24 protein-coding genes and 3 tRNA genes are annotated in these 25,081 nt (G+C 74.6%); 15 read left to right on the top strand and 12 right to left on the bottom strand.

The features are described 5' to 3' along the window. Window positions 1-85: 85 nt before the first annotated feature. Together GA0070610_RS20850 and GA0070610_RS20845 are read right to left on the bottom strand one after the other, a co-directional pair. Entirely contained in the window at window positions 86-961 is an 876-nt protein-coding gene (locus tag GA0070610_RS20850; RefSeq protein ID WP_089001600.1) for a 3-methyladenine DNA glycosylase, read from the bottom strand. Between the two features lie 129 nt (window positions 962-1,090). Then, a complete protein-coding gene (locus GA0070610_RS20845; RefSeq protein WP_089001599.1) occupies window positions 1,091-2,374 on the bottom strand; it encodes a hypothetical protein in 1,284 nt (427 codons plus the stop codon). A 191-nt stretch (window positions 2,375-2,565) separates the two neighbouring features. Here GA0070610_RS20845 and GA0070610_RS20840 point away from each other — a divergent pair, with 191 nt between their 5' ends. From GA0070610_RS20840 to GA0070610_RS20825, 4 genes are all read left to right on the top strand, one after another. Next, window positions 2,566-3,369: a fumarylacetoacetate hydrolase family protein gene (locus GA0070610_RS20840; protein WP_089001598.1), complete on the top strand. Its 804-nt coding sequence runs from the start codon at window positions 2,566-2,568 to the stop codon at window positions 3,367-3,369. A 108-nt stretch (window positions 3,370-3,477) separates the two neighbouring features. Next, window positions 3,478-3,549 (top strand) — tRNA-Gln (locus GA0070610_RS20835). Between the two features lie 134 nt (window positions 3,550-3,683). Further along, a tRNA-Glu gene (locus GA0070610_RS20830) sits at window positions 3,684-3,756 on the top strand. A gap of 196 nt (window positions 3,757-3,952) precedes the next feature. After that, window positions 3,953-4,025 (top strand) — tRNA-Glu (locus GA0070610_RS20825). 225 nt (window positions 4,026-4,250) lie between these two features. On the opposite strand, the gene GA0070610_RS20820 is transcribed toward GA0070610_RS20825, so the two are convergent. Further along, window positions 4,251-4,937, bottom strand: a complete 687-nt coding sequence (locus GA0070610_RS20820) for an IclR family transcriptional regulator (protein WP_013284529.1) — start codon at window positions 4,935-4,937, stop codon at window positions 4,251-4,253. 49 nt (window positions 4,938-4,986) lie between these two features. On the opposite strand from GA0070610_RS20820, the gene leuC reads away from it, so the two are divergent. The 4 genes from leuC to GA0070610_RS31720 all read left to right on the top strand — a co-directional run bounded on the left by leuC (window position 4,987) and on the right by GA0070610_RS31720 (window position 10,111). Next, a complete protein-coding gene (gene leuC / locus GA0070610_RS20815) occupies window positions 4,987-6,435 on the top strand; it encodes a 3-isopropylmalate dehydratase large subunit (protein ID WP_089001597.1) in 1,449 nt (482 codons plus the stop codon). Window positions 6,436-6,447: 12 nt separating this feature from the next. Beyond that, on the top strand, window positions 6,448-7,035 hold the full coding sequence (leuD, locus tag GA0070610_RS20810) for a 3-isopropylmalate dehydratase small subunit (protein WP_089001596.1): 588 nt from the start codon (window positions 6,448-6,450) through the stop codon (window positions 7,033-7,035). Window positions 7,036-7,207: 172 nt separating this feature from the next. Next, a complete protein-coding gene (locus tag GA0070610_RS20805) occupies window positions 7,208-7,924 on the top strand; it encodes an HU family DNA-binding protein (protein ID WP_172896567.1) in 717 nt (238 codons plus the stop codon). 135 nt (window positions 7,925-8,059) lie between these two features. After that, entirely contained in the window at window positions 8,060-10,111 is a 2,052-nt protein-coding gene (locus tag GA0070610_RS31720; RefSeq protein WP_089001594.1) for an endonuclease/exonuclease/phosphatase family protein, read from the top strand. Window positions 10,112-10,215: 104 nt separating this feature from the next. On the opposite strand, the gene GA0070610_RS20795 is transcribed toward GA0070610_RS31720, so the two are convergent. Genes GA0070610_RS20795 through cofC form a run of 4 tightly spaced genes read right to left on the bottom strand, consistent with a single transcriptional unit; the run spans window position 10,216 to window position 14,512 of the window. Beyond that, window positions 10,216-11,175, bottom strand: coding sequence for an NUDIX hydrolase (locus GA0070610_RS20795; RefSeq protein WP_089001593.1), 960 nt, complete (start codon window positions 11,173-11,175; stop codon window positions 10,216-10,218). A gap of 24 nt (window positions 11,176-11,199) precedes the next feature. Then, window positions 11,200-13,605, bottom strand: coding sequence for an RNA degradosome polyphosphate kinase (locus GA0070610_RS20790; RefSeq protein WP_089001592.1), 2,406 nt, complete (start codon window positions 13,603-13,605; stop codon window positions 11,200-11,202). 53 nt (window positions 13,606-13,658) lie between these two features. Next, window positions 13,659-13,856: a cold-shock protein gene (locus GA0070610_RS20785; RefSeq protein WP_172896566.1), complete on the bottom strand. Its 198-nt coding sequence runs from the start codon at window positions 13,854-13,856 to the stop codon at window positions 13,659-13,661. A 20-nt stretch (window positions 13,857-13,876) separates the two neighbouring features. Further along, complete coding sequence (cofC, locus tag GA0070610_RS20780) at window positions 13,877-14,512, bottom strand: 2-phospho-L-lactate guanylyltransferase (protein ID WP_089001590.1); 636 nt, start codon at window positions 14,510-14,512, stop codon at window positions 13,877-13,879. A gap of 129 nt (window positions 14,513-14,641) precedes the next feature. On the opposite strand from cofC, the gene GA0070610_RS20775 reads away from it, so the two are divergent. From GA0070610_RS20775 to GA0070610_RS20755, 5 genes are all read left to right on the top strand, one after another. Then, the gene (locus tag GA0070610_RS20775; protein ID WP_089001589.1) at window positions 14,642-15,376 is read left to right on the top strand and encodes a lysophospholipid acyltransferase family protein; all 735 of its coding nucleotides are present in this window, start codon (window positions 14,642-14,644) and stop codon (window positions 15,374-15,376) included. Beyond that, window positions 15,373-16,371: an NAD(P)H-dependent glycerol-3-phosphate dehydrogenase gene (locus tag GA0070610_RS20770; RefSeq protein WP_089003633.1), complete on the top strand. Its 999-nt coding sequence runs from the start codon at window positions 15,373-15,375 to the stop codon at window positions 16,369-16,371. Before GA0070610_RS20775 ends, GA0070610_RS20770 begins: the two co-directional genes overlap by 4 nt. Before the next feature lie 5 nt (window positions 16,372-16,376). After that, entirely contained in the window at window positions 16,377-17,489 is a 1,113-nt protein-coding gene (locus GA0070610_RS20765) for a cystathionine gamma-lyase (RefSeq protein ID WP_089001588.1), read from the top strand. A gap of 29 nt (window positions 17,490-17,518) precedes the next feature. Continuing rightward, entirely contained in the window at window positions 17,519-18,310 is a 792-nt protein-coding gene (locus tag GA0070610_RS20760) for a putative protein N(5)-glutamine methyltransferase (protein ID WP_089001587.1), read from the top strand. Between the two features lie 161 nt (window positions 18,311-18,471). Further along, window positions 18,472-19,524 (top strand): ROK family protein, encoded by a 1,053-nt coding sequence (locus GA0070610_RS20755; RefSeq protein ID WP_089001586.1) that lies wholly within the window; start codon window positions 18,472-18,474, stop codon window positions 19,522-19,524. A gap of 189 nt (window positions 19,525-19,713) precedes the next feature. On the opposite strand, the gene GA0070610_RS20750 is transcribed toward GA0070610_RS20755, so the two are convergent. Both GA0070610_RS20750 and GA0070610_RS20745 read right to left on the bottom strand, forming a co-directional pair. Continuing rightward, window positions 19,714-19,914 carry a DUF397 domain-containing protein gene (locus tag GA0070610_RS20750; protein WP_089001585.1) on the bottom strand — a complete coding sequence of 67 codons (201 nt, stop codon included), beginning with the start codon at window positions 19,912-19,914 and terminating at the stop codon, window positions 19,714-19,716. Window positions 19,915-19,918: 4 nt separating this feature from the next. Beyond that, on the bottom strand, window positions 19,919-20,764 hold the full coding sequence (locus GA0070610_RS20745; RefSeq protein ID WP_089001584.1) for a helix-turn-helix domain-containing protein: 846 nt from the start codon (window positions 20,762-20,764) through the stop codon (window positions 19,919-19,921). A 279-nt stretch (window positions 20,765-21,043) separates the two neighbouring features. Here GA0070610_RS20745 and GA0070610_RS20740 point away from each other — a divergent pair, with 279 nt between their 5' ends. Next, on the top strand, window positions 21,044-21,262 hold the full coding sequence (locus GA0070610_RS20740) for a hypothetical protein (protein WP_089001583.1): 219 nt from the start codon (window positions 21,044-21,046) through the stop codon (window positions 21,260-21,262). Between the two features lie 169 nt (window positions 21,263-21,431). Here the strand turns inward: GA0070610_RS20740 and GA0070610_RS20735 are convergent, their stop codons facing one another. Continuing rightward, window positions 21,432-22,703 carry an ATP-binding protein gene (locus GA0070610_RS20735; protein ID WP_089001582.1) on the bottom strand — a complete coding sequence of 424 codons (1,272 nt, stop codon included), beginning with the start codon at window positions 22,701-22,703 and terminating at the stop codon, window positions 21,432-21,434. A gap of 203 nt (window positions 22,704-22,906) precedes the next feature. On the opposite strand from GA0070610_RS20735, the gene GA0070610_RS20730 reads away from it, so the two are divergent. After that, complete coding sequence (locus tag GA0070610_RS20730; protein WP_089001581.1) at window positions 22,907-24,013, top strand: D-alanine--D-alanine ligase family protein; 1,107 nt, start codon at window positions 22,907-22,909, stop codon at window positions 24,011-24,013. A 104-nt stretch (window positions 24,014-24,117) separates the two neighbouring features. Here the strand turns inward: GA0070610_RS20730 and GA0070610_RS20725 are convergent, their stop codons facing one another. Both GA0070610_RS20725 and GA0070610_RS20720 read right to left on the bottom strand, forming a co-directional pair. Continuing rightward, window positions 24,118-24,762, bottom strand: coding sequence for a DUF3515 family protein (locus GA0070610_RS20725; RefSeq protein WP_089001580.1), 645 nt, complete (start codon window positions 24,760-24,762; stop codon window positions 24,118-24,120). After that, entirely contained in the window at window positions 24,763-24,996 is a 234-nt protein-coding gene (locus GA0070610_RS20720) for an Lrp/AsnC ligand binding domain-containing protein (protein WP_089001579.1), read from the bottom strand. Window positions 24,997-25,081: the final 85 nt, after the last annotated feature.

The raw sequence follows: 25,081 nt of genomic DNA, 5'->3' as shown, positions 1-25,081 counted from the left end.
CAGGCGAGCGCACTGTGCCGCCGTCGTCGAGATTCGGCGCAGCCAGTCACGGCTCATGAAGCAGCCGGTAGCCGGGCGGGCCCGCTCACCCGTCGGTCGTCGACAGCAGCCGGTCGCACTCGGCGACCAGTCGCGCCCGCAGCGGCGCGGCACGCTGCGCGAACTCGCGCTGCCGTGCGACGTACTCGGCCTTGCCCTCAGGAGTCTCGATGGCTACCGCCGGTTCCCCGTAGGAGGAGAAGTCGTACGGGGACGCCTGCATGTCGAGCAGCCGGATGTCCCTCGCCAACTCGAAGCAGTCGAGCGCCAGATCTCCCGGAACCGCAGGGCCCAGCTTGGTTGCCCACTTGTGGCAGTCCATCGAGGCATGCAGGCAGCCCGGCTGGTCAAGCTCTACCTGGCTCTCCCTCGTTGGTTGGAGCCGGTTGAGGCCAATCGCCTCAGGGGTGAAGAACCGGAACGCGTCGAAGTGCGTGCAGCGGATCTGGTGGGACTCGACCACCGCGTCGGTTCCCTCCTGCCCAAGTCGCAAGGGGAGTGGATGCCGATGCTCACGTTGGCGGTACACCATCGCCCACTCGTGCAGGCCGAAGCAGCCAGTGAAGGCTGGTCGTGACGAGATGGCGGACAACAGTCGATGGATGAAGCGCACCGACTCGGCCCGGTCGGCGAGGAACGCTGCGACGTCGAAGCTCACGATCCCGTCCGCGTCCGTGGCATACCAACGCCACTGCCGGTGTGGGGCAGATCCGTGCGGTCCCGGTTCCAAGGAGATGCCCACGCCGGGGTGCCACCGTCGGAGCACGGAGGGCCGGGTGCCGTAGTAGTCGTACAAGAAGTCATCGATCGCGTGGCGCTCCCTCGTGGCCTTGCGGGCGCGGTGGCCTGCGGTAAGTGAGTCGGCGCGCTTCTCGTGAGCTTCGAGGAGGGGAAGCCAGCTTGCGGCGGGGATGCTGGTCAACGGTCCGGACCTTCGTCGTCCCGCTCGTGCGCCCGGCGCCGGGCCTGCCAGCGCGCCGCGTCGAGCACGGCGGTCGGGGCGAGGGCGACGGTCACGGACCCCAGGGTACGACCGCCGCCCCGCGCCCGGTCAGGGCACGTCCACCCGGACCCCGGCGGAGAACACCCCGCTGCGCAGCTCCAACTGCTGCGGTGGCGCCTTCCCGTCGACGGTGAAGACCAGCGGCAGCACCGTCCGGCTGCCGGCGGCCATCGGCTGGGCGAAGACGTCCCGGCCCTGGTTGGCCGCCCGGGTCGCCTGCTCGTCGGTGCTGACGAAGTTGCCGTCGGGCAGGTACGCCCGTTGCAGCCGGCCGTGCCAGCTCTGCTGCTCGGGGGTGAGGTTGCGCACCCCGACCGTGGCCTGGCACTGCCGGGCCGCCGTGCCGGGCTCGCACGCCACCCGGTACACGGTGAACTCGAACGCCGACTCGCGCAGCGGCTCGCCCACCGCGCCGTTGACCCCACGGCCGACCCACGCGCCGCTGGTCGGCTGGCTGTCGGGGTCGACGGAGGCGACCTTGCGGGTGGCCGTCCAGGCGGCGGTGCCCAGCGTGCCGGCGAGCACCACGGCGGCCACCGGGACGATCAACCAGACGGACGGCTTTCGGCGCAGCTGCTCCGGGCGCGGTGCGGCCGGGCGCGGGTAGACCGTCCCCGGCCCATCGCCGGTCAGGGCCGCCGCGACCGGTCGGCGGCGTCGGCGCCACGTCCAGGCCCCGCCCACCGCGAGCACCGCCACCGTGGCGAGCCCCGCCAGCAGCACCGGCGTCCGGCGCCACGGCGGTGCCTCGGTCCGCTCGGGCGCCGCGGCCGGCGCGGTCGCGCTCCAGGTCGCGGTCGCGCAGTCGTACGGTCGGCTGCCGTCGCGGGCGAACGCGCAGGCCGGCGCGGTCAGCGGCCGGGCCGGGGCGGTGGTGGTGAGCGCCGTGCCCAGGGTGGTGGTGCTGCGGGCGGGCAGCTTCAGCTGCCAGGTCACCTCGGTGGCCGACTGCCCGGTGCCCCGGGTGGCCCGGCCCCCGTCGGTGATGGCGGTCGCCGAGGCGCCGGGCGGCAGCTCCTGCCGGACCGTGGTGTCAACCGGCGTACCGCCGCTGTTGCGGACCTGGATGCGGTAGCGCGGCGCCGGCGTGCTCTCCGGCACCACCGCGACCGTGACGGGCGGTTTCGCCACCGGCGGGGCGGCCCGGGTCGGGCTGGGCACCGCCGGCGGCGCCGACGGCATCGCCGGCTCCGGCGTCGGTGCGACCACCGGTGGTGCCGGCGCGGCCGCCGCTGGTGGGGCCGCCGCGGGCAGTGCCGGCACGGCGGCGAGAATGCCGAGGCAGTGTACGAACACTGCGAGGGCCCTGTGGTGTCGTGTCGATGCAGGCATACGAACGAACCTCCGGAGCCGACGCTAGGGGCGCGGCGACGCCGGGCGGGTACGAAGTCGCGAACTCGGCCCGGCCGGGCGGGCGGAGACGTATGGTGCACGGCCGGACCTCCAGGGTGCGCCGGTGGTCGGTCCGCGCGCCTCGTCGCGGCCTCGGCCGGGGCGCGGTTCGCCGGGGCTAGATTGGCCTGGTGCGTATCGCTCGTTTTGCTCATGCCAAGGGAATGTCGTTCGGGGTCGTCGAGGGCGAGCCGGAGGCGGGCCCGCAGGGCCTGACCGTCGCCGAGATCGAGGGCCACCCGTTCGGCCAGATCACCTTCAGCGGTGCCCGTTGGGCGCTGTCGGACGTCCGCCTGCTCTCGCCGATCCTGCCCAGCAAGGTCGTCTGCGTCGGCCGCAACTACGCCGAGCACGCCGCCGAGCACGGCAGCGAGGTGCCCAAGGAGCCGCTGCTCTTCCTCAAGCCGTCCACCTCCGTGATCGGCCCCCGGGACGCCATCCGGCTGCCGATCTTCTCCAAGCAGGTCGAGCACGAGGCCGAGCTGGCCGTGGTGATCGGCGCGCCGGGCGCCCGCCGGGCCGACCGGGCCGCCGCCGAGCGGGCCATCTTCGGCTACACCTGCGCCAACGACGTCACCGCCCGGGACCTTCAGCGCTCCGACGGCCAGTGGACCCGGGCCAAGGGCTTCGACTCGTTCTGCCCGATCGGGCCGTGGATCACCACCGGGCTCGACGTCCGCGACGTGGAGATCCGCTGTGAGGTGGGTCGCAACCCGGAGGAGATGGAGGTCCGCCAGCTCGGCCGGACCCGCGACATGGTCTTCGACGTGCCGGCACTCGTGTCGTACGTCTCGCACGTGATGACGCTGCTCCCCGGCGACGTGGTGCTCACCGGCACGCCCGCCGGGGTTAGCCCGCTCCTGGACGGGGATACGGTCACCGTGCGGATCGAGGGGATCGGGGACCTGACCAACCCGGTGGTGCCCGTCGCCTGATCCGCGTCGAGGCCCTGTTTCCGCAGTTCAGGGGCGGTTTGGGGGGGCTCGATTTGGCCCGCTGGCGCCGGGAGGGTAAAGTTTGATCCCGGCACCGCAAGGGGCCAATGGGGTATGGGGTAATTGGCAGCCCGACTGATTCTGGTTCAGTTAGTCTAGGTTCGAGTCCTGGTACCCCAGCGCAGCCGAGGTTCGCAAGAGTCTCGGGCGCTGGATCTCGTAGGAGACGGCTCCGGTTCCCGTCAGGGGATCGGGGTTCTCTCTGATAGAGTCCAGCGGCACCGCTCGACAGAGTGGTGCCGCGAGCAGGTTCTGGCCCCGTCGTCTAGCGGCCCAGGACGCCGCCCTCTCAAGGCGGTAGCGCCGGTTCGAATCCGGTCGGGGCTACATTTCGAACGGCCCGTTCCACTCCGGTGGGGCGGGCCGTTTCATATTCTCCCGCTCCGGCGCCTCCACGGCCGGCCCGACGGGGCGGTGGTGTGCCGTGTCGACCGTGCGGTCGCCCCGATTTCCGTCTCCGGAGGGGACGCCGCTAGACTACAGCGGCACCGCTCGCAAGGGTGGTGGAAGCAAGTGAAGTCTTGGCCCCGTCGTCTAGCGGCCCAGGACGCCGCCCTCTCAAGGCGGTAGCGCCGGTTCGAATCCGGTCGGGGCTACAACTCGAACGGCCCGTTCCACTCCGGTGGAGCGGGCCGTTCGGCTCTCCATCCCTCCCACCCGGGCTGCACCCCCCGATCGCACCGCACCGTGCCGCTGTCGGTCGCGTCGATCAAGAAGTTCCCGTTCGATCCGGCGTCGAATCCGGACGCGAACTCCTTGATCGACGCGGGGCCGATGGGCGGTGGGGTGGCGGGGGCGGCTTGGGGTGGGGGGAGCCGTGGTCAGAGGCCGGAGAGGCGTTGGCCGGCCCGGACCACGGCCATCGCGTGGCGTTCGCCGGGGCGGCGTCCGAGGCGCTCGATGGGGCCGGAGATGCTGATCGCGGCGATGACCCGACCGGTGCGGTCGCGGATCGGCGCCGAGACGCTCGCCACACCGGCCTCGCGTTCGGCGACGCTCTGCGCCCAGCCGCGACGGCGTACCTCGGCGAGGGTGCGGCCGGTGAACTTCGACCGGGGCAGCAGCGGCATCACCGCCTCGGGCGGCTCCCAGGCGAGCAGGATCTGCGCCGCCGAGCCGGCCGTCATCGGCAGCACCGAGCCGACCGGCACGGTGTCGCGCAGGCCGCTGGCCCGCTCGGCGGCGGCCACGCAGATGCGCTCGTCGGCGCGGCGCAGGTAGAGCTGGGCGCTTTCGCCCGTCGCGTCCCGCAGCGCCGCGAGCAGCGGCTCCGCCGCCGTCAGGAGCACGTCGGGCGCCGCGTTGGCGAGCTCACCCAGGCGCGGGCCGGGACGCCAGCGACCCTGGGTGTCCCGGACCAGCATCCGGTGGATCTCCAGCGCCTGCGCCAGCCGGTGCGCGGTGGCCCGGGGCAGCTTGGTGCGTTCAACGAGTTCGGCCAGGCTGGCGCCGTCGACGCAGGCGGCCAGGATGACCACCGCCTTGTCGAGAACGCCGACACCGCTCATACTGTGTCCCACAAGCCGAAACTTACCTCCCAGAATTTAGGATGTCCAGATGGTGGGAGTCACTACTGCCGAGCCGAGGACCCTGGCCGAGAAGGTCTGGGACGCGCACGTCGTACGGTCCGCCGAGGGCGAGCCCGATCTGCTCTTCATCGACCTGCACCTGCTGCACGAGGTGACGAGCCCGCAGGCCTTCGACGGGCTGCGCCTCGCCGGGCGCCGCGTGCGCCGCACCGACCTCACGCTCGCGACGGAGGACCACAACACCCCGACGGGGTACGCCGACCCGTCGTTCCGGCAGCGGCGCGGCGACCTGCTCACCATCGCCGACCCCACCTCGCGTACGCAGATCGAGACGCTGCGGCGCAACTGCGCCGAGTTCGGCGTGCGACTGCACCCGCTGGGCGACGAGAACCAGGGCATCGTGCACGTCATCGGCCCGCAGCTCGGCGTCACCCAGCCCGGCATGACCATCGTCTGTGGCGACTCGCACACGGCCACCCACGGCGCGTTCGGCGCGCTCGCGTTCGGCATCGGCACGAGTGAGGTCGAGCACGTGCTGGCCACCCAGACGCTGCCGCAGGCCCGGCCGAGGACGATGGCGGTGAACGTGACGGGGCGGCTCGCCCCGGGGGTCACCGCCAAGGACCTGATCCTCGCGCTGATCGCCCAGGTCGGCACGGGCGGCGGGCGCGGGCACATCGTCGAGTACCGCGGCGAGGCGATCCGGTCGCTGTCCATGGAGGGGCGGATGACGATCGCCAACATGTCCATCGAGTGGGGCGCCAAGGCCGGCATGATCGCGCCGGACGAGACCACCTTCGCGTACCTGAAGGGGCGGCCCAACGCGCCGAAGGGCGCCGACTGGGACGCGGCGGTCGAGTGGTGGCGGACCCTGCCCACGGACGAGGGCGCGACCTTCGACGCCGAGGTGACCCTGGACGCCGGCGCCGTCACCCCGTTCGTCACCTGGGGCACCAACCCCGGTCAGGGCGCGCCGCTGGGCGCGGTGGTGCCCACGCCGGAGGAGTTCGGCACCGAGGCCGAGCGGACGGCCGCCCGGCGGGCGCTGGAGTACATGGACCTGCGCCCCGGCACCCCGCTGCGGGACCTCGCGGTCGACGTGGTCTTCGTCGGCTCCTGCACCAACGGCCGGCTGGAGGACCTGCGGGCCGCCGCCGACGTGCTGCGCGGCAACCGGGTCGCCGACGGGGTACGCATGCTGGTCGTGCCCGGTTCCGCCGCCGTGCGCGAGGCGGCGGAGGCGGAAGGGCTGGACAAGGTCTTCACCGACGCCGGCGCCGAGTGGCGCTTCGCCGGCTGCTCCATGTGCCTCGGCATGAACCCCGACACGCTCTCGCCGGGGCAGCGCTCCGCCTCCACCTCCAACCGCAACTTCGAGGGCCGCCAGGGCCGGGGCGGACGCACCCACCTGGTCTCCCCGCCGGTCGCCGCCGCCACCGCCGTGGCGGGCCGGCTGGCCGCTCCCGCCGACCTGTAGAAGGGCACCCAGATGGAGAGGTTCACCACCCACACGGGCACCGCCGTGCCGCTGCGGCGGTCCAACGTGGACACCGATCAGATCATCCCCGCCGTGTACCTCAAGCGGGTGACCCGGACCGGTTTCGCGGACGGCTTGTTCAGCGCCTGGCGCGAGGACCCGGAATTCGTCCTCAACGATCACGCCCATTCGGGTGCGTCGATTCTTGTGGCCGGTCCGGAGTTCGGCACGGGCTCCTCCCGGGAGCACGCCGTCTGGGCGCTGCGCGACTGGGGCTTCCGCGCCGTGATCTCGCCCCGCTTCGGCGACATCTTCCGCGGCAACGCCCTCAAGGAGGGTCTGCTCCCGGTCGAGCTGGAATTGAAGGCGGTCGAGGAGATCTGGGACCGGGTGGAGGCCGACCCGCGCACTCCGGTCACGGTCGACCTGACCGCCCGCGAGGTGCGTCTCGGGGAGGCCACCTGGTCGTTCCCGTTGGACGACTTCAGCCGCTGGCGGTTGCTGGAGGGCTTGGACGACATTGGACTCACCCTCCGCCACGAGGCGCAGATCAGTGCCTTCGAGGCCGGTCGGCCGCCGTTCCTGCCCTCGGTCGCATAGCCGTACGCCCGATCGCACAGCGGTTTCCGCCCCCACCGGTCTCACCGGTGGGGGCGAATCCGTTACGACACAAGGGCTTTTTTCGACCGAATGTTTGTGTCCCGGCAGCACAGGGCATACGGTGCGCGCAGAATGGCTCGCGTCGAGTCAGTTGCACAATCGGGAGGAAGTCGTGAACAAGGCCGAGCTCATCGAGGCGCTCGCCGTTCGCCTGGGGGACCGGAAGACGGCGACGGCCGCGCTCGACGCGGTCCTCGCTGAGGTCCAGGCGGCGGTCACCAAGGGCGAGAAGGTGGCGATCACCGGATTCGGAGCGTTCGAAAAGCGCGTCCGGGGCGCCCGAACAGCGCGCAACCCGCGGACCGGCGAGGCGGTGAAGGTCAAGAAGACATCCGTCCCGACCTTCCGTCCCGGCGCCGGGTTCAAGGAGATGGTGGCCAGCGGCAAGGTGCCGAAGGCCACGGCGGCGGCGAAGAAGAGCACGGCGGCCGCCGCCAAGACCACGTCCGCCGCCAAGACCACGGCGGCGGCCAAGACGACGGGGGCCAAGGCGACCGGGGCGAAGGCCACCGGGGCCAAGGCCACCGGGACCAAGGCGACCGGGGCGAAGGCCACTGGAGCCAAGGCCACCGGAGCCAAGGCGGCGGGCGCGAAGGCGACCGGGGCCAAGGCGACCACGGCGGCCAAGAAGGCCCCCGCGGCGAAGGCGACCAAGACCACCGCGGCGAAGAAGACCGCGACCACCAAGGCCGCCCCGGCGAAGAAGACCACCGCGGCGACGAAGGCCACGGCGGCGAAGAAGACCGCCACGACGGCGAGCAAGAGCGCGGCGGCCAAGAAGACCACCGCGAAGAAGGCCCCGGCCAAGAAGGCCGCGGCCAAGCGCTGAGCCCAGCGGTACGACGAAGGGCGTCCACCGGCCGGTGGACGCCCTTCGTCGTGTCCGCCCCCGACCGTTGACCGGGACGGTGCCCCGCCCGCAGAATCGCCGCACCCCTTCCGGTCGGCGAAAGGCAGCCCCCCGGTGCGCTACCGCCATTTCCCCACCGTCACCCTCGCCCTCGGCGTCGTGCTCCTGGTCGACGTCCTGCGCGTCTTCCTGCCGGCGGTCATCACCATCTTCGGGCAGGCCGCCTCGACCCCCGCCGAACTGCTGGGGGCCTTCGCGTTCGGCTGGTTCCTGCTCGCCCTGGCCGCGCCCGCGCTGATCCGCCGGGTCGGCGCCCGCCCCGTCACGCTCACCGCCGCGGTGCTGCTGGTCGTGGCCCGCCTCGCCGTCAACGGCCAGCCGGGCGGGCCCCTCCAGCTCTGGCTCGCCACGGCCGGGCTGCTCGCCGGGCTGGTCTGGCTCGCCGGCGCCGCCGCCACCACCGACCGCCCCGTACCCGGGCTGGCCCTCGGGCTGGCGGTCGGCGCCCTGCTGCATACGGCGCTGGACACGTACCGCTCGGCGTTCTTCGGGGACTGGCCGGCGTGGCTCGCCGCCGTCGCGGTCTCGGGCCTCTTCCTGGCCGGGCAGGCGCGGCCCGCGTCGGCGGCCGGCCCGGGCGGCGTACGGAGCTGGCTGCTGGCCGGGCCCGCGCTGCTGCTGGCCGGCATGGTGGCGCTCTCCCCGGCGGTCGCCCGGACGGCGACGTCGTACCAGTTCGGGCTGCTGCGCTCGGACCCCGCCGACGCGGTGGGGGTGGCCACGGTGCCGCTGTTCGGCGCCGCCCCGCTCGCCGTGGCCGTCGGCGGGTTCCTGCTCGCCGCGCTGGCGTCGCCCCGCCGGGGTGCCTGGCGGTGGCTCGGGCCGGTGGCGCTGGTCGTCGGGGCCGTCCTCGTCGCCCTCGAACGCGGGGAGCTGCTGCTGCCGGCCGTCCTGCTCAGTGCCGTCGGCCTCGGCGCGTGCCTGGCGTCGGCCGGCGCGGCCGACGGCGGGACCCGGGGCGGCACCGACGCCACCGGCGCCCCGGGTCCCGACCACGGCGGACAGGACCCGGCCCAGGGCGATGGCGGCGGGCAGGGCCGGGCCCAGGACGGCGGCGGGCAGGACCCGGCACGGGCGGCCGGGCGGCGCGGGTACGCCGCCACCGCCGGGATGCTCGTCTTCGCCGTCGCGGCGGTGGCCTACTACGCCGCGTACGACCTCGGCCACCCCAACGCGGGGGTGCCGGTGGCGGTGGCGGTGCTGGTCGCCGCCGTCGCGCTGGCGACCCGGCCCGCCCCTCCGCGCGGCCCCGCCCGGGCGGGTGGCGCGGCCGGTCGTCCGGCCCCGGGTCCGCTCCGCCCGTCGCTGCCGCCGGTGTGGACGGCCGCCTCGGCCGCCGTACTGACGCTGCTGGCGGCGGTGGCCAGCGACGAGCTGCTGTCCGCCAGCAACCGGGACGGACCGCCGGAGACGGTGCGGGTGGTGGCGTACAACGTCCGGATGGGGTTCGGGATCCACGGCCGCTTCGACCCGGACGCGCTGGCGCGCGCCGCCGCGGGGGCCGACGTCGTGGCACTCAGCGAGGTGGACCGGGGCTGGCTGCTCAACGGCGGGCACGACACGCTCGACCTGCTGGCCGAGCGGCTGGACATGCCGTACGTCTTCGCGCCGGCCGCCGATCCGCTCTGGGGCGACGCCGTGCTGAGCCGGTGGCCCCTGGACGCGGCGCGGACCCGGCCGCTGCCGGCGGTCGGCGCGCCCACCGGGGCGCAGGCGCTCGGGATCACGGTCGACTTCAGCGAGGACGTCCGCCTCGCGGTGGTCGCCACCCACCTGCAACCGCCGCCCGGCGAGGATCCGGTGGTCCAGGCCCGCGCGGTCGCCGACTTCGCCGTGCGGTACGCGGCCGGCCGGCCCCTGGTGGTCGCCGGCGACCTGAACACCGAGCCGGGCGACCCGGCGTTCGCGGAGTTCACCCGGGCGGGTCTGGTCGACGCGCTGGCCGCCGCCCGTCCCCTGCCGACCAGCCCGGCCGACGCCCCGCGCCAGCAGATCGACCACGTCTTCGTCACGCCCGACCTGACGGCCGGCGAGGCGGCGGCCCCGCCCGGGACGGCCAGCGACCACCTGCCGGTCGCGGTGACCCTGACCCTGCCCCGGGGCTGACCCGCCCGCACGCGCCCGCGTCCGTGCCGTCCCGGGGCGGCCCGGCCGGTGACCCGCTTCCGCGTCGTCCCCGTCGGAGGCGGTCGAGGGCGGCCTGATCCGTGTCAGAGGCGGTCGAGGGCGAGCAGCCGGTCGCCCGCGAAGGCGAGCAGCCAGCCGCCGCCCTTCGGCGTGGTGAGGTCGTCCGGCCGCCCGCTGAGCTTGGCCAGGGCGCCCGGGATCACCTTGCCCTGGCTGCACACCGCGGCGGGCTCCCCGGTGGCCGCCAGCGCGGCCAGGCGGGCGGCGGCGGCCAGCGTGCACTCGTCGGGGTGCTGGCCGGGGCGCGGCTCGTCCAGGTCGCCGTCGACCTCGATCGGCAGGTCGAGCAGCGCCGCCGCCGGATCGAGGGTCTGTACGCAGCGGCGGGCCGACGCCGACAGCAGGCGTCCCGGGCGGGACAGCGCCACCAGCGGGGCGAGCGCGTGGGCCTGCGCCCAGCCCTGCGCGTCGAGCGGCCGGGCGGTGTCGGGGCCGGACCAGGTGGCCCGCTTGCCGGCGTGGGCGTGCCGGACCAGCGTCACCGTCCCGGTGACCGTCGGCAGGGCCGCGAACGCGGCCAGCACCTCGGCGTCGTGCGGGTAGCTGACCAGCCGGACCGCCTCGTCGACGCCCAGCCAGCGCACGTCGTCGACCTCGGTGGCCGGCTGGAAGCCGCCGGTGGCCACCGCCCGCATCGACCAGTAGTCGACCACCTTCGGGCGGCCCTCGCTGCGGTAGCGCACGGTCGGCAGCCGTACCTGCGGCACCGCCCGGACGTCGGCCTCCTCGGCCACCTCCCGGACGGCGGCGAGCAGCGGATGCTCGCCGCGTTCCAGCTTGCCCTTGGGCAGCGACCAGTCGCCGTAGCGGGGCCGGTGCACCAGGCAGACCAGCACCCCGCCGCGCGCGTGCCCGTCGGCCGGCCCGGGGTCGCCGGCGGGACGCCACACGACACCGCCCGCCGCCCGGACCGGCGGCCTCGCGTCGCCGCCTGCGGTCGGCCAGCTCCGACCGGGGCCGGCCGCGTCCCGCTCATCCAGCATCTGGTCAGCCTATGCGCGTACGGGTCAGCCCGCCGTGCCACCGACGCGACGCAGCAACAACTCCTGGAGGTGGACCCGCGGCTCGTCGGCCGTGCCGGTACGCCGGCTCCAGGTGCCGTCCGGTGCCAGCTCGAAGGCGTCCACGTCCGGGCTCATCGCGGCGGTCAGCACGTGGTCCAGCTCGGCGCGGGCGACGGGATCGCTCACCCGCACCAGCGCCTCGACCCGGCGGTCCAGGTTGCGGTGCATCAGGTCGGCCGAGCCCATCCAGAACTCGGCGTCGCCGTCGTTGCCGAACCGGAAGATCCGGGAGTGCTCCAGGAACCGGCCCAGGATCGAGCGGACCCGGATGTTCTCCGACAGGCCGGGCACCCCCGGGCGCAGCGTGCACATGCCCCGGATCACCAGGTCGACGTGGACGCCGGCGCGGGAGGCCCGGTAGAGCGCGTCGGTGATCTCCTCGTCGACCAGCGAGTTCACCTTGATCTGCACGAGCCCGGGCATGCCCAGCCGGACGTGCGCGATCTCCCGCTCGATGCGCTCGATCAGCCCGCTGCGGATGCCCTGCGGCGCCACCAGCAGCCGCCGGTACGCGGTCTGCCGGCTGTAGCCGGTCAGCACGTTGAACAGGTCGGTCAGGTCGGCGCCGATCTCCGGGTCGGCCGTGAGCATGCCGAAGTCCTCGTAGAGCCGGGCGGTCTTCGGGTGGTAGTTGCCGGTGCCGATGTGGCAGTAGCGGCGGATCTGGTTGCCCTCCTGGCGTACGACCAGGGCGGTCTTGCAGTGCGTCTTGAGCCCGACCAGGCCGTAGACGACGTGGCAGCCGGCGCGCTCCAGCGTGCGCGCCCAGCCGATGTTGGCCACCTCGTCGAAGCGCGCCTTCAGCTCGACGAGCACCACCACCTGCTTGCCGGCGGCCGCCGCGTCGACGAGCGCGTCCACGATGGGGGAGTCGCCGCTGGTGCGGTAGAGGGTCTGCTTGATGGCCAGCACGTCCGGGTCCGCGGCGGCCTGCTCGATGAAGCGCTGCACGCTGGTGGCGAACGAGTGGTACGGGTGGTGGACCAGGATGTCCCCGTCGCGCAGGGTCGCGAAGACGCTGCGCGGCACCTCGCCCTCGGTGAGCCGGGGGTGGGTGGCCGGCACGAACGGCGGATCCTTCAGGTCCGGCCGGTCGGCCTCGTTGTAGAGCTGCCAGAGCGCGGAGAGGTCGAGCAGGCCGGGCACCCGCAGCACCTCCTGGTCGTGCATGTCCAGCTCGCGGACGAGCAGCTCGAGCACGTGCTCGGAGACCGAGGCGGCCACCTCCAGCCGCACGGGCGGGCCGAACCGGCGCCGGGCCAGCTCCCGCTCCAGCGCCTGGAGCAGGTCCTCGTCGCGGTCCTCGTCGACCTCCACCTCGGCGTTGCGGGTGACCCGGAACAGGTGGCACTCGACCACCTGCATGCCGGAGAAGAGCTGCCCCAGGTGCACCGAGATCAGGTCCTCCACCGGCAGCATCCGCAGGCCCGGCAGGCCACGGTGCACCCGGACGAAGCGGGGCACGTTGTTCGGCACCTTGACCCGGGCGAAGAACTCCGAGCCGCCGTCGGGGTCGCGGACCGCCACCGCGAGGTTGAGCGACCGCCCCGAGATGTACGGGAAGGGGTGCGCCGGGTCCACCGCCAGCGGGGTCAGCACCGGGAAGATCTGCTCCCGGAAGTACGTGCGCAGCCGCTCCCGCTCGGGGTCGTCCAGTTCGGCCCAGCGCAGGATCCGGATGTCCTCGGCGGCCAGCTTCGGCAGCACGTCGTCGGTGAAGCAGGCCGAGTGCCGGGCCACCAGCGTCGCGGCCTTGCCGGCGACCAGCTCCAACTGGGTACGCAGCGGCATCCGGTCGCCGCCGCGTACCGGCAGGCCGGCCTGGAGCCGGCGCTTGAGCCCCGCGACCCGCACCATGTAGAACTCGTCGAGGTTGCTGGCGAAGATCGCCAGGAACTTGGCCCGCTCCAGCAGCGGCGTGCGCGGGTCCTCGGCGAGCGCCAGCACCCGGGCGTTGAAGTCGAGCCAGGAGAGCTCCCGGTTGAGGAAGCGGTCCTCCGGCAGCGGCTCCGGCGGGGGCGGCCCGTCGACGAGGTCGGGCGCCGGCGCCTCGGCGGGCGGCGCCGCGTCCAGCACCTCCTCCAGCCCGGCGGAGGCGGCCGCACCGCCGGTACCGGCGACGTCGGCCGTGCCGGTCGCGGCGGGCGCTGCCCCGGGGGTCGCGGCGGGCGTGTCGCCCGGGGTCGCGGCGGTCGCCTTCCCAGGAGGCGCGGCGGGCGCCTCCTCCGGGGTCGCGGCGGCCGGGTCGGCGTGGAACCGGCCGTCGGCGCCGCGGGACCGGGCGCCGTTGCGGGGTGCGGCGGGGTCGGTGTGCGGGCGGTTGGCGGAGGGCTTGCGAGGGGTGCTCACCCGCCCATAATCACCCGGATGCGGTTAACGCAAAATGAACTTCGGCCAGCCGCTCAGGCCATCGTCGGCAATGTCACCCGGACCACCTCGCCGGCGGCGTCGGTGTCGACGCGCAACCGCTGACCGAGGCGGAGCAGCCGCAGCCCGGAGGCGTCGAACGCCCGGGCCGGGAAGGCCAACTCGGTGCCGTCGTCGAGGAGCAGCGTCCCGCTGCGGGTCGCCGCGTCGTAGGTGGCCACCGTGCCCTGCATGCCCCGCACGCTACACGCCCTCAGGCCGCGCAGCCGGCGGCGGCCAGCGCGGCCGTGCGGGGCCCCAGCCCGAGCCGGGCCGCCGCGGCCAGGTCGTCGGCGGTGTCCACGTCCCGGCGCAGGCTCGGCCAGTCCCCGGTGAGGGCGAGCGCCCCGCTCGCGGCGTGCGCGGCGGCCGAACCGACCCCGAAGCGGGGATCCAGGCCCACGCCCGGCGGCGCGGCCAGCAGCACGGTGCCCCGGCTGGGGGCGTCGGCCACGAACCGGCGTACGCCCCGGGGCGCCGCCTGCGCCGCCCGCAGCGCCGCCGCCAACTCGGCCGGGCGTAGCGCGGGCAGGTCGGCGGTCAGCCCGGCCACCCAGCCGCCGCCCGCAGCCGCCGCGCCGTGCCGGAAGGCGGCGTTCAGCCCGGCGCCGGGGGCGTCGGGCAGTGCCCGGGCGCCCGCCCGGCGGGCGGCCTCGGCCACGCGGGCGTCGTCGGTGACGACGAGGACCCCGGCGACCGCCGGACAGGCCCGCACCGCGGCGACCGTGTCAGCGGCCAGGGCCAGCGCCAGCTCCTCGTGCGGTACGGCCGGCAGCGCCCCGCGCAGCCGGCTCTTCGCGGCGGCGAGGCGCTTCACCGGGACCACCACGGTCCACCTCGGCTGACTCACACCGCCATCCTGCCAGCCGTACGGCGGTACCCTCTCTGGCCGGACCCGGGTCGAGCAGGCATGATTTCCGCTGCGGGGCGTCACCGGGTCCGGACCCGGTGCGGGGCGGGGCGGCACGAGGAGGCGCGGGTGGCACGGCCGAGGCTGGGGTTCTGGCAATGGTTCGCCGTGGTGCTGGTCAAACCGGTGCTGACCGTCTGGACCCGGCGCACCTGGCGCGGCATGGAGCACCTGCGTGGCGACGGCGGCGTGATCATCGTGCCGAACCACATCTCGCACGCCGACCCGCTCGTCGCGGCCCACTTCGTCTACGACTCCGGCCGTTGGCCGCAGTTCCTCGGCAAGGCCAGTGTGTTCCGGGTCCCGGTGATGGGCTGGATCCTGCACCGGTGCCGGCAGATCCCGGTCGAGCGCAACACCGTGGAGGCGGTGCGGTCGCTGGACCACCTCGTCGCCGCCCTCGACCAGGGCGGCGCGGTGGTGATCTACCCGGAGGGCACCATCACCCGCGAACCGGAGCTGTGGCCGATGAAGGGCAAGACCGGTGCCGCCCGGCTCGCGCTCGCCACCGGGGCGCCGGTGGTCCCGCTCGTCATGTGGGGCCCGGAGCGGATGTTCGACCCGCGCCGGTCCCGACTGGACCCGCGCCCCCGGATCCCGGTGACCGTGGTCGCCGGGCCCCCCGTCGACCTGGCCCGGTGGGCCGGGTCGACTCCGACGAAGGCCGTCCTCGAGGAGATGACCGACACCATCATGCTGCGCCTTCGTGACATGCTCACCGAGATCCGGGGCGGCACCCCGCCCCCACTGTGGGAACGCCCGGCCCGTCCCGCCGGCGAGCGGCGGCCGGGGGCGGCGGCGTGAGCGGGCACGTCGCGGTCCTGGGGGCCGGCTCCTGGGGCACCGCGTTCGCCAAGATCCTGGCCGACGCCGGCCGGGACGTCACCGTCTGGGCCCGCCGCCAGGCGGTCGCCGACACGATCCGGGCCGAGCGGCGCAACCCGGAGTACCTGCCGGACGTGCTGCTGCCGTCGCGGGTCACAGCGACGGGCGACGCCGCCGAGGCGATCACCGGGGCCGAGCAGGTGGTGCTGGCGGTGCCGTCGCAGACGCTGCGCGGCAACCTGGCCGAGTGGACCGCGCACCTGCACCCGGACGCCACCCTGGTGTCGCTGATGAAGGGCATCGAGCTGGGCACCACCAGGCGGATGAGCGAGGTGATCGTGGAGACCGCCGGTGTCGACGCCGACCGCGTGGTGGTGGTCTCCGGCCCCAACCTGGCCCCGGAGATCGCCGCCGAGCAGCCCGCCGCCACCGTGGTCGCCTGCACCGACGCCGACCGGGCCACGCTGGTGCAGCGCTCGATCACCACGCCCTACTTCCGCCCGTACACCAACGACGACGTCATCGGCTGCGAACTGGGCGGCGCGGTGAAGAACGTGATCGCCCTGGCGTACGGCATCGCCGTGGCGATGGGCTTCGGCGACAACACCCGGGCCATGCTGGTCACCCGGGGACTGGCCGAGACGGCCCGGCTCGGCGTCGCCCTGGGCGCCGACCCGCTCACCTTCGCCGGCCTGGCCGGGATGGGAGACCTCGTCGCCTCCTGCTCGTCGCCGCTGGCCCGCAACCGCACCTTCGGCGAGCACCTCGGCCGGGGCGCGACCCTGGAGGAGGCCCGCATCGCGACCCGGCAGACCGCCGAGGGCGTCAAGAGCGCGCTGGCCCTGCGCGACCTGGCCCGCGCGCACGCGGTGGAGATGCCGATCACCGAGCAGGTCGAGCTGGTCTGCCACGAGGGCATGGACCCGCGACTCGCCGTCGAGGCCCTGATGAGCCGCACCACCAAGCCGGAGTGAGGGACATGACCGAAGACCGGGACGGCACCCGCTGCGTCCGCGCCGGCCTGCCCGAGCCGGCCCCCGGCCAGCCGTTCCTGCCCGGGCCGGTGTTCGCCGCGCCGTACCACCTGGACCCGTGGGCGGGGCCGGCGGCGGCGCCCGACGGCTACGGCCGGCCGGACAACCCCACCCGGCGGCTGCTGGAGGCGGCGGTCGGGGAGCTGGAGGGCGGCGACTGCCGGGTCTTCGCCAGCGGGCAGGCCGCGATCACCGGGCTGCTGTTGACGGTGCTGCGGCCGGGGGACACCGTGGTGCTGCCGTCGGACGGCTACTTCTCCGTCCGGGCCTTCGCCGCCGACACGCTGGAGGGCATCGGCGTACGGGTGCTCCTCGCCCCGACCGCCGGCCCGCACCCGGCGTTCGACGGCGTACGCCTGGTGCTGCTGGAGACCCCGGCCAACCCGGGCCTGGACGTCGCGGACGTGGCGGCGCTGGCCGCCCGGGCGCGCGCCGCCGGCGCCCTGGTCGCGGTCGACAACACCACGGCCACGCCGCTCGGGCAGCGTCCCCTGGACCTGGGCGCCGACGTCGTGGTGGCCTCCGGGACGAAGGCCCTGACCGGGCACTCCGACCTGCTGATCGGCTACGTGGCGACGCGCTCGGCCGAGCTGCGCGACGCGGTCACCGCCTGGCGGAACGTCACCGGGGCGGTGCCCGGCGCGTTCGACGCCTGGCTCGCCCACCGGTCGCTGGCCACCCTGGATCTGCGGCTGGCCCGGCAGACCGCCAACGCGCGGGCCCTCGCCGAACTGCTCGCGGGGCGCGACGACGTGACCGGCGTGCGCTGGCCGGGGCTGCCCGGCGACCCGGCCCACCCCGTGGCGTCGGTCCAGATGCGACGGATCCCGGGGGTGCTCTGCTTCGACCTCGGCGACGCCGGGCGGGTGGCGCGGTTCCTCGACGCGGCCCGGCTCGTGGCCGCCGCCACCTCCTTCGGCGGCCTGCACACCACGGCGGACCGGCGGGCCCAGTGGGGCGACGACACCGCGCCCGGCTTCGTCCGGCTCTCCTGCGGGGTCGAGGATCCCGTGGACCTGGTCGCCGACGTGGCCGCCGCGCTGGACGCCAGCCGCTGACACCCCGCGCGCCGGGCCCGGAGGTTCCCATGACCGTCTTCTCCTTCCGCCCCGACCGGCCCGCTCTCGTGCACCGGCTGCGCGCCGCGGGCTGCGTCTACGCCGAGGACGAGGCGGAGCTGCTGATCGCCGCCGCCGACTCGGCCGAGGCGCTGGCCGACCTGGTCGAGCGCCGGGTCGCCGGGCTGCCGCTGGAGCACGTGCTCGGCTGGGCCGAGTTCTGCGGCGAACGGATCGCCGTCGACCCCGGCGTGTTCGTGCCGCGTGCGCGTACCGCCCTGCTGGTCGACGCCGCCGTCGCGGTGACCGGGCCGGCGGCGGCCGTGGTGGATCTGTGCTGCGGTTCCGGCGCCACCACCGTGGCCCTGGCCCGCCGGCTCGCGCCGCGCTGGCTGGCCGCCGCCGACGTGGATCCCGCCGCCGTGGCGTGCGCCCGGCGCAACCTCGCCCCGCTGGCCGTCCCGGTCTTCGAGGGCGACCTGTACGACCCGCTGCCGGTGCGCTGGCGGGGACGGCTGGACCTGGTGCTGGCCAACGGCCCGTACGTGCCGACGGCGGCGGTGGCGCTGATGCCGGCGGAGGCGCGGCTGCACGAGGCGCCGGTGGCCCTCGACGGCGGGCCGGACGGGCTGGCGGTGCTGCGCCGCGTGGCCGAGGGCGCGGCGCGCTGGCTGGCCCCGGGCGGGCACCTGGTGGTGGAGGCGGGGGAGACCCAGGTGGACGCGCTGCGCGCGGCGCTGACCGCCGTGGGCCTGCACCCCGCAGTCGTCCGGGACGACGACCGTGACGCCCTGGCCGTGACGGCCCGCCGCCCGGGCTGACCCGCGGTCCGTCTCGGGAGGGCGCCCGACCGGTCGGGGTGCTGGCGTCGTGGCGCTGTCGAGCTGCCCCGTCGATGGGACCGCCGGCGGGCGCTGCCTGGCGGGGCCGGGGGCGGGGCACTAGCCTCACGGCAGGCGTGGGCGGCGGGAGGCGGGTTGTCGTGGGCGGTACGGACGTGCCGGTGGTCGTCGGGCTGGACAACGGGGGCACCAGCAACAACGCCACCGTGCTCACCCTGGACGGCCGCTTCCTGGTGGACGGCCTGGTGGAGAACCCGAGCGAGGTACGCGCCGGCCCGGCGGCGGCGATCGAGGCGCTGGCCCGCGCGTTCGACGGGGTGCTGGCGCTGACCGGGGTGCCCCGCGCGGCGGTGCGCGCGGTCGGGCTGGACACGCCCGGGCCGGCGAGCGCCACCGGGGTGATCTCCTCCCGGGGGTCGACCAACTTCTCCCAGCCCGCCTGGCGCGGCTACGACGTGCGGACCGCGTTGGAGCTGCGGCTCGGCCTGCCGGTGCTCTACCACAACGACGGCAACGCCGCCGCGCTCTACGCCCACCACACGCACTTCGGCGCGGAGGCGATGCGCCGCTCGTCGGTGTCGGCCATCGTCGGCACGGGGCTGGGCGGGGGCGTCGTCGAGGCGGGCCGGGTGGTCGCCGGCGCGGCGGGGATGGCCGGCGAACTGGGGCACGTGCACATCCCGCTGACCGGGCTGCTCGCGCCGGACCAGCCGGTGCCCACGTGCGCCTGCGGCTTCGCGGGGGACGTGGAGAGCGTGGCGTCGCTGACCGCGATCGGGCGGAACCTGCTGCCGTACTGGCTGGGTCGCTTTCCCGACCACCCACTGGCCGGCGAGGCGCCGGAGCGGGCGGCCAAGCTGGTCCGTGGCTACGCCGAGCGCGGCGACGCGCTGGCCCGGGAGGTGTTCACCCAGCAGGCGATGGCGCTGGGTCGGCTCTTCACCGTGGCGGCCAACTTCACCGATCCGCACGCGTACTTCGTCGGTGGCGGGGTGGTGGAGGCCGCCCCCGACTTCCGGGACTGGTTCCTCGCGACGGTGCGGGAGCACACGGTGCTCCGGGTGGAGCAGGCCGCGTCGGCGACCTTCGCCCTGGTGCCCGAGCGGGACATGGCCGGCGCCCGGGGTGTGGCCATCGCGGCGCTGGAGGCGCTGCGGGCGGGTCCCGCGCCCCGCCCGGTCGTCGCGGGCTGACCCGCCCGCCTCCCCGTCGGGCGAGGGCGCTCCGCCGCCCCCCCCGGTGGCGGGACGGTAGGGCCGGTCGTCGCATGGGGCCGAACCCCGCCGGACGACGGCCCCACCGGCTCCCATCGGTGGGACCGTCGCCGGCGAGGCACCGGCGCGACGTGGTCAACGGGCGCGCCGGCGCCCCCGGAGGAGGGGTCAGTGCCGGGGCGGCGCCCCGGCGAAGGCGGCCCACGCGGCCGGCGGGAAGAGCAGGGCGGGGCCGTCGGGGTCCTTGGAGTCGCGGACGGCGACCGTTCCCGGGAGCACCGCCATCTCCACGCACGCCCCCTCGTCGCCGCTGTGGCTGCTCTTGCGCCACCGCGCCACGGCCAGCGCCGCGCTGATCGTCGGTGTCATGGTCCTACCGTCCCTTCAACAGTTGGAGGAGTTGGTCGCGGCTGGCCGCCGGGCTGAGCGCGACGGTCCGCAGATGCTCCATGATCTTGGTGCAGGTACGCAGGTCGCCCGGCCGGTCGAGGACCATCTGCCCGGCCACCGTCTCCACCGAGGCGATGATCGGGTCCTCCGGGTCCGCGAACTCCAGGATGTGCAGCGAGCCCCGGGTGCCCCGGTGGTAGCCGGCGGCCAGCGGGATCACCTGGACGGTGATGTTGGGCAGCTCGCCCATCTTGACCAGGTGGTGCAGCTGCGCCTCCATCACCGACCGGTCGCCGACGGGTCGCAGCAGCGCCCCCTCGTCGATGATCGCGTCCAGGATCGGCGGCTGGTCGCTGGTCAGCCGCTGCTGCCGGTCCAGCCGGAACTGGACCCGCTGCTCCACCTCGTCGTCGCCGAGGGTGTGCGGGCCGCCCCGCATCACGCCCCGGATGTAGTCGGCGGTCTGCAACAGCCCCGGCACCACCGACGGCTCGAAGTTGGCGATCCCGGTCGCCTCGGCCTCGAGCGCGATGAAGTCGATGGTGCGCCGGTCCAGCAGGTACGAGTACGACACCCACCAGCCGGGCTTGCGCGCGTCCTTGGCGAGCTGCACGGCGGCGGCGACCTCGTCCGCGCCGACGCCGTAGAGGGTGAGCAGGGCGCGCACGGTGGCCGGGCTGACCAGCGTCTGCGCGTTCTCGTAGCGGGACAGGGTGCTGCGGGTGCTGCTGATCTCGTCCGCCGCCGCCTCCAGCGTGAGGCCGGCGGCTTCCCGGTGGGTACGCAGCGCGATGCCCAGTCGCCGGGCACGGGCGGTCTTGGGAGCCATGCATCGATCGTCGCACATCTTTCCGGGAAGGTGTAGATGAGAGAGCGTCGATGAGAGTTGCATTCATGACTGTATACATGTCAGTCTGTCATCGCGTCCTCACCGCCGGTTGTCGTGGCGACGGTGGTGGTGAGTGACCGGAGGGGATGGGGCGCGCGGCGATCGGGTTTCTCCCCCGTACCCGATCGCCGCGTGCCACGCCCCGTGGTCCGCTCGCCGGAAGGGATTCGACGTGCGTACTGCTCGACAGGCCCGCGCCGACCGCGCCGGCGGGCTCCGATGACGCGGTTCCTGGTGGTGCTCACCGACGTGCGGCCGACCGGGGCCGCCGGCCGCGACGAACGCAACTGCCCCGAGCGGCGCCGTCAGGTCGTCGGGGCGAGCAGCCGGGAGGCGGCCGACCGGATCGCGGGCGCGTTCATGGCGCTGGGCATGGTGCGGGCCGGCCGGCAGCGGGTCAAGGTGATCGCCATCGGCCGGCGGCACGCGCGCGGCTGACGCCGCCCGCGGTGCGGTCGACGGAGACGGCCCCGCCGGGCGCAACACCGTCCGGCAGGCGGCCCGGCCCGGCGGGAGGCGCGGCCCGGCGCCCCGCCGGGCCGTCCGGCGTCAGCCCTCCGGTGAAGGTCCGTCCGGCGGCCGTCCCGTCCGGGGGCCGCAGGGAGCGTCACAGCATCCTGCGCCGCTTCAGGTAGGCCACCAGATCGTCGTAGACGCCCCCCTCGTTGGCGAACATCGCCACGTTGCGGGCGGTGGCCATCCACGGCTTCGTCGACGGCCGGACCTCCTTGACCGCCCGCTCCAGGTCCCGGTGCTCGATCATCCGCACCTCGCCGGTGCGTACCGAGTCGGCCATCGCGAACTCGGCGGCCGTCTCGCAGAGGTGGGCCAGGTCGGCGCCCGAGTAGTCCTCCGTGGCGGCGACGATCTTCCGCAGGTCGATTCCCGCGATCGGCCGCTCCCGCAGGTGGTACTCCAGGATGGACCGGCGTGCCTCGGCGTCGGGCGGCAGCACCAGGACCACCCGGTCGAGCCGCCCGGGCCGGCGCAGCGCCGGATCGACGTCCCACGGGGTGTTGGTGGCGGCCAGCACGAAGACCCCCTCGTTGCTGCCCTCCATCCCGTCCAGCTCCGCCAGCAGCTGGTTGCCCAGCGTCCGCATCGAGCTGGAGCCGACCTGCGAACGCTTGTGCCCCAGCGCGTCGACCTCGTCGAGGAAGAGCACGCACGGCGCGTTGCGGCGGGCCGCCTGGAACAGCTCGTGCAGGTTGCGCTCCGAGTTGCCCATCCACATGTCCAGCACGTCCACGATGGACAGGGAGATGAACTTCGCGCCCATCTCCCCGGCGACCGCCCGGGCCAGGAACGTCTTGCCGCAGCCGGGCGGACCGTAGAGCATCAGGCCGCCACGCAGGCTCTTGCCGTACATCCTGCGCAGCTCCGGGTTGCGTAGCGGGCCGAGGAAGGCCAGCTCCAGGCGCTCCTTGACCGCCGACATGCCGCCCACGTCGGCCAGCCGGATGCCGGAGGCCTCCACGTCGTACACCCGGTCGGCGTCGCCGGCCACCGGCTCCGGCTCGTCGCCGGCGCGGGCGAAGCGCGGCGGCACCACGTCGGCCAACTCCTGCTCGTAGGCCGCGAGGGGATCGTGGTCGGCGGTCGCGGCGCCGCTGGGCCCGTCCGGCGCCGCGCGCCGCGCCGGCGGTCGCGGATCCGCCGGGGGCGGCGGCGGTACGGGGCCCGCCAGCGCCCGCTGCATCAACGCCTGCGCCTCGGCGCTGCCCGGATCCCGGGCGAGCGCCTGCCCGACCTGCGCGATCGCCTCCCCGGCCCGGCCGGCGTCGAGCAGCAGCGCGGCGAGGTGCAGCCGCAGCGGCAGGTCGTCCGGGCGGGCGTCCAGGGCCGCCGACAGGGACTCGATGAGGGGATCTGCGCTCATAGGACGTGCAGCGTAGTGGGCGTCCGGCGCCGTCACCGTCCCGCATCGCCGGGTGCGTGGTAACGCTACGTATATCCTTTGTTGACCGAATGCCGCGACGCTTCGGCTGTCCCCGGGTATCGGCATCCGGCGCCCGCCACGCACAGTAAGGTCAACCGGGTGAGCGCCACGACCGGAGCAGTCGCGTACGAAGAGGTGACGCAGTGACCACCCCAGGCAGGACCCGCGTGGCGATCGTGTTCGGTGGCCGCAGCCCGGAGCACGGCATCTCCTGCGTCAGCGCCGGCAGCGTCCTCGGCGCCCTCGACCCGGACGAGTTCGAGGTGGTGCCGGTGGGCATCACCCGGGCCGGCCAGTGGGTGCTGACCAGCGGCGACCCGGGCCAGTTGGCGATCGACGCGCGCCGGCTGCCGGAGATCACCGCCGAGTCCGGCACCGACATCGTGCTGCGCGCCGACCCGACCGGCAACGGGCTCATGGTGCTCGACCCCACCGAGGGGCCCCGGGCGCTCGCCGACGTCGACGTGGTCTTCCCGGTGCTGCACGGCGCGTACGGCGAGGACGGCACCATCCAGGGCATGCTGGAGATGGCCGGCATCCCGTACGTCGGGGCGAACGTCTTCGCCTCCGCCGCCGCCATGGACAAGGAGTTCACCAAGAAGCTCTGCGCCGCCGAGGGCATCCCTGTCGGCCCGTACGCCGTGCTGCGCAACGGCATGACGCTGAGCGAGGCGGACAAGGAGCGGCTCGGCCTGCCGGTCTTCGTGAAGCCGTCGCGGGCCGGCTCGTCGTTCGGCATCAGCAAGGTCGACGACTGGGCCGACCTCGACGCGGCGGTCGCCCCCGCCCGGCAGATCGACCCGAAGGTGCTCATCGAGGGGGCGATCGTCGGCCGCGAGATCGAGTGCGGCGTGCTGGAGGGCGAGGCCGGTGGGGCGCCGGAGGCGTCCGTGCTCGCCGAGGTCCGGGTGGTCGGGGACTACGACTTCTACGACTTCGAGGCGAAGTACATCGACTCCGAGTCCGCCTGCGAGTACGACATCCCCGCCGGCCTGCCGGAGCGGGTGACCCGCCAGGTCCGCGAGTACGCCGTCCGCGCCTTCACCGCGCTCGACTGCGCCGGGCTGGCCCGGGTCGACTTCTTCGTCACCCCCGACCTGGACGTCTACCTCAACGAGATCAACACGATGCCGGGCTTCACGCCGACGTCGATGTTCCCCCGGATGTGGGCGGCCTCCGGCCTGGAGTACCCGAAGCTGGTCAACCGCCTCATCCGCACCGCCCTGCACCGCGGCGTCGGCCTGCACTGAGCCGCTCGCGCGGGGAAGGGCACCTTCCCGGCGACCGATGCACAGGAAGACGCCCTTCCCGGCCCCTGCCCGCGCACGCGGGGCAAGGCAGGGGCGGGAGGGTGTCAGGCGCGGCAGCCGCTCGGGGGGTCGGCGACGGAGGGCACCGAGGCCACGATCGTGTCCGAGACGGGGGCCACCCACTGCAACCCCTGTCCGTAGAAGTGCGGCACGCGGACGGTGACGGCGGTCTCCCGGTCCATGGTGGTGAGCACGGTGGCGTCGCGTTCCTCGCTGGCGTACCAGCAGACCCGGTTGACCGTCCAGACGTGGTCGGTGTCGTCGACGGCCGGCTTGGCCCCGCCGCAGGCGACAGTGACCGCCGGGTCGCCGTACGCGGCGTTCTGCTCCGGGCCGGCGGTGACCGGGCGCTGCGGGAGGTCGTTGACCGTGGCCGGCAGCTGGGAGAGCAGGGCCCGGCAGACCGTGGCGGGGCGCTCGGCCAGCGCCGGCGCGGCCATCTCGACCGGGGCGGTGGAGCGCGGGCCGACACTCGTGGCGGTCGCGCTCGGCGTGGCGGCCGGATCGGCCCGCTCGTCGGGGGAGAGTTGGGTGAACGCGAGCGCGCCCACCAGCACGGTGACCGGCAGCGCGATCAGCGTCGCGATCAGCGCGGCGCCCCGGGTCGTCCGGTCGCGGGCCGGCCGGTCGGGGGCCACCTCGTCCGGCTGGTCGGAATCGGTCACGGGAGAGTCAGTGATCTTGTCCACTTACAGGCGCACCACCGAACACGTGAGGGTGCGGGTGATGCCGGGCACCATCTGCACCTTGCTGACGATGAGTTTGCCGAGTTCGTCGACGGTGTTCGCCTCGGTGAGCACGACCACGTCGTACGGCCCGGTGACGGCGTCGACGCGCACCACGCCGGCAAGGTCAGAGATGAGACCGGCCACGTCGCGCGCGCGGCCGACCTCCGTCTGGATGAGGATGTACGCCTGTACCACGACTCGACCTCCGTCCGTCGCCGCCTGCGGGGCGGCCCGAAGGGAGAAAGTACCTTACGGACCAGGTCTGATCCCTATCGGTGGT

The organism is Micromonospora echinofusca (assembly GCF_900091445.1).
Taxonomy (GTDB): domain Bacteria; phylum Actinomycetota; class Actinomycetes; order Mycobacteriales; family Micromonosporaceae; genus Micromonospora; species Micromonospora echinofusca.
The sequence above is the reverse complement of the archived record's forward strand: the minus strand, read 5'-3'. Positions and strand labels throughout refer to the sequence as shown.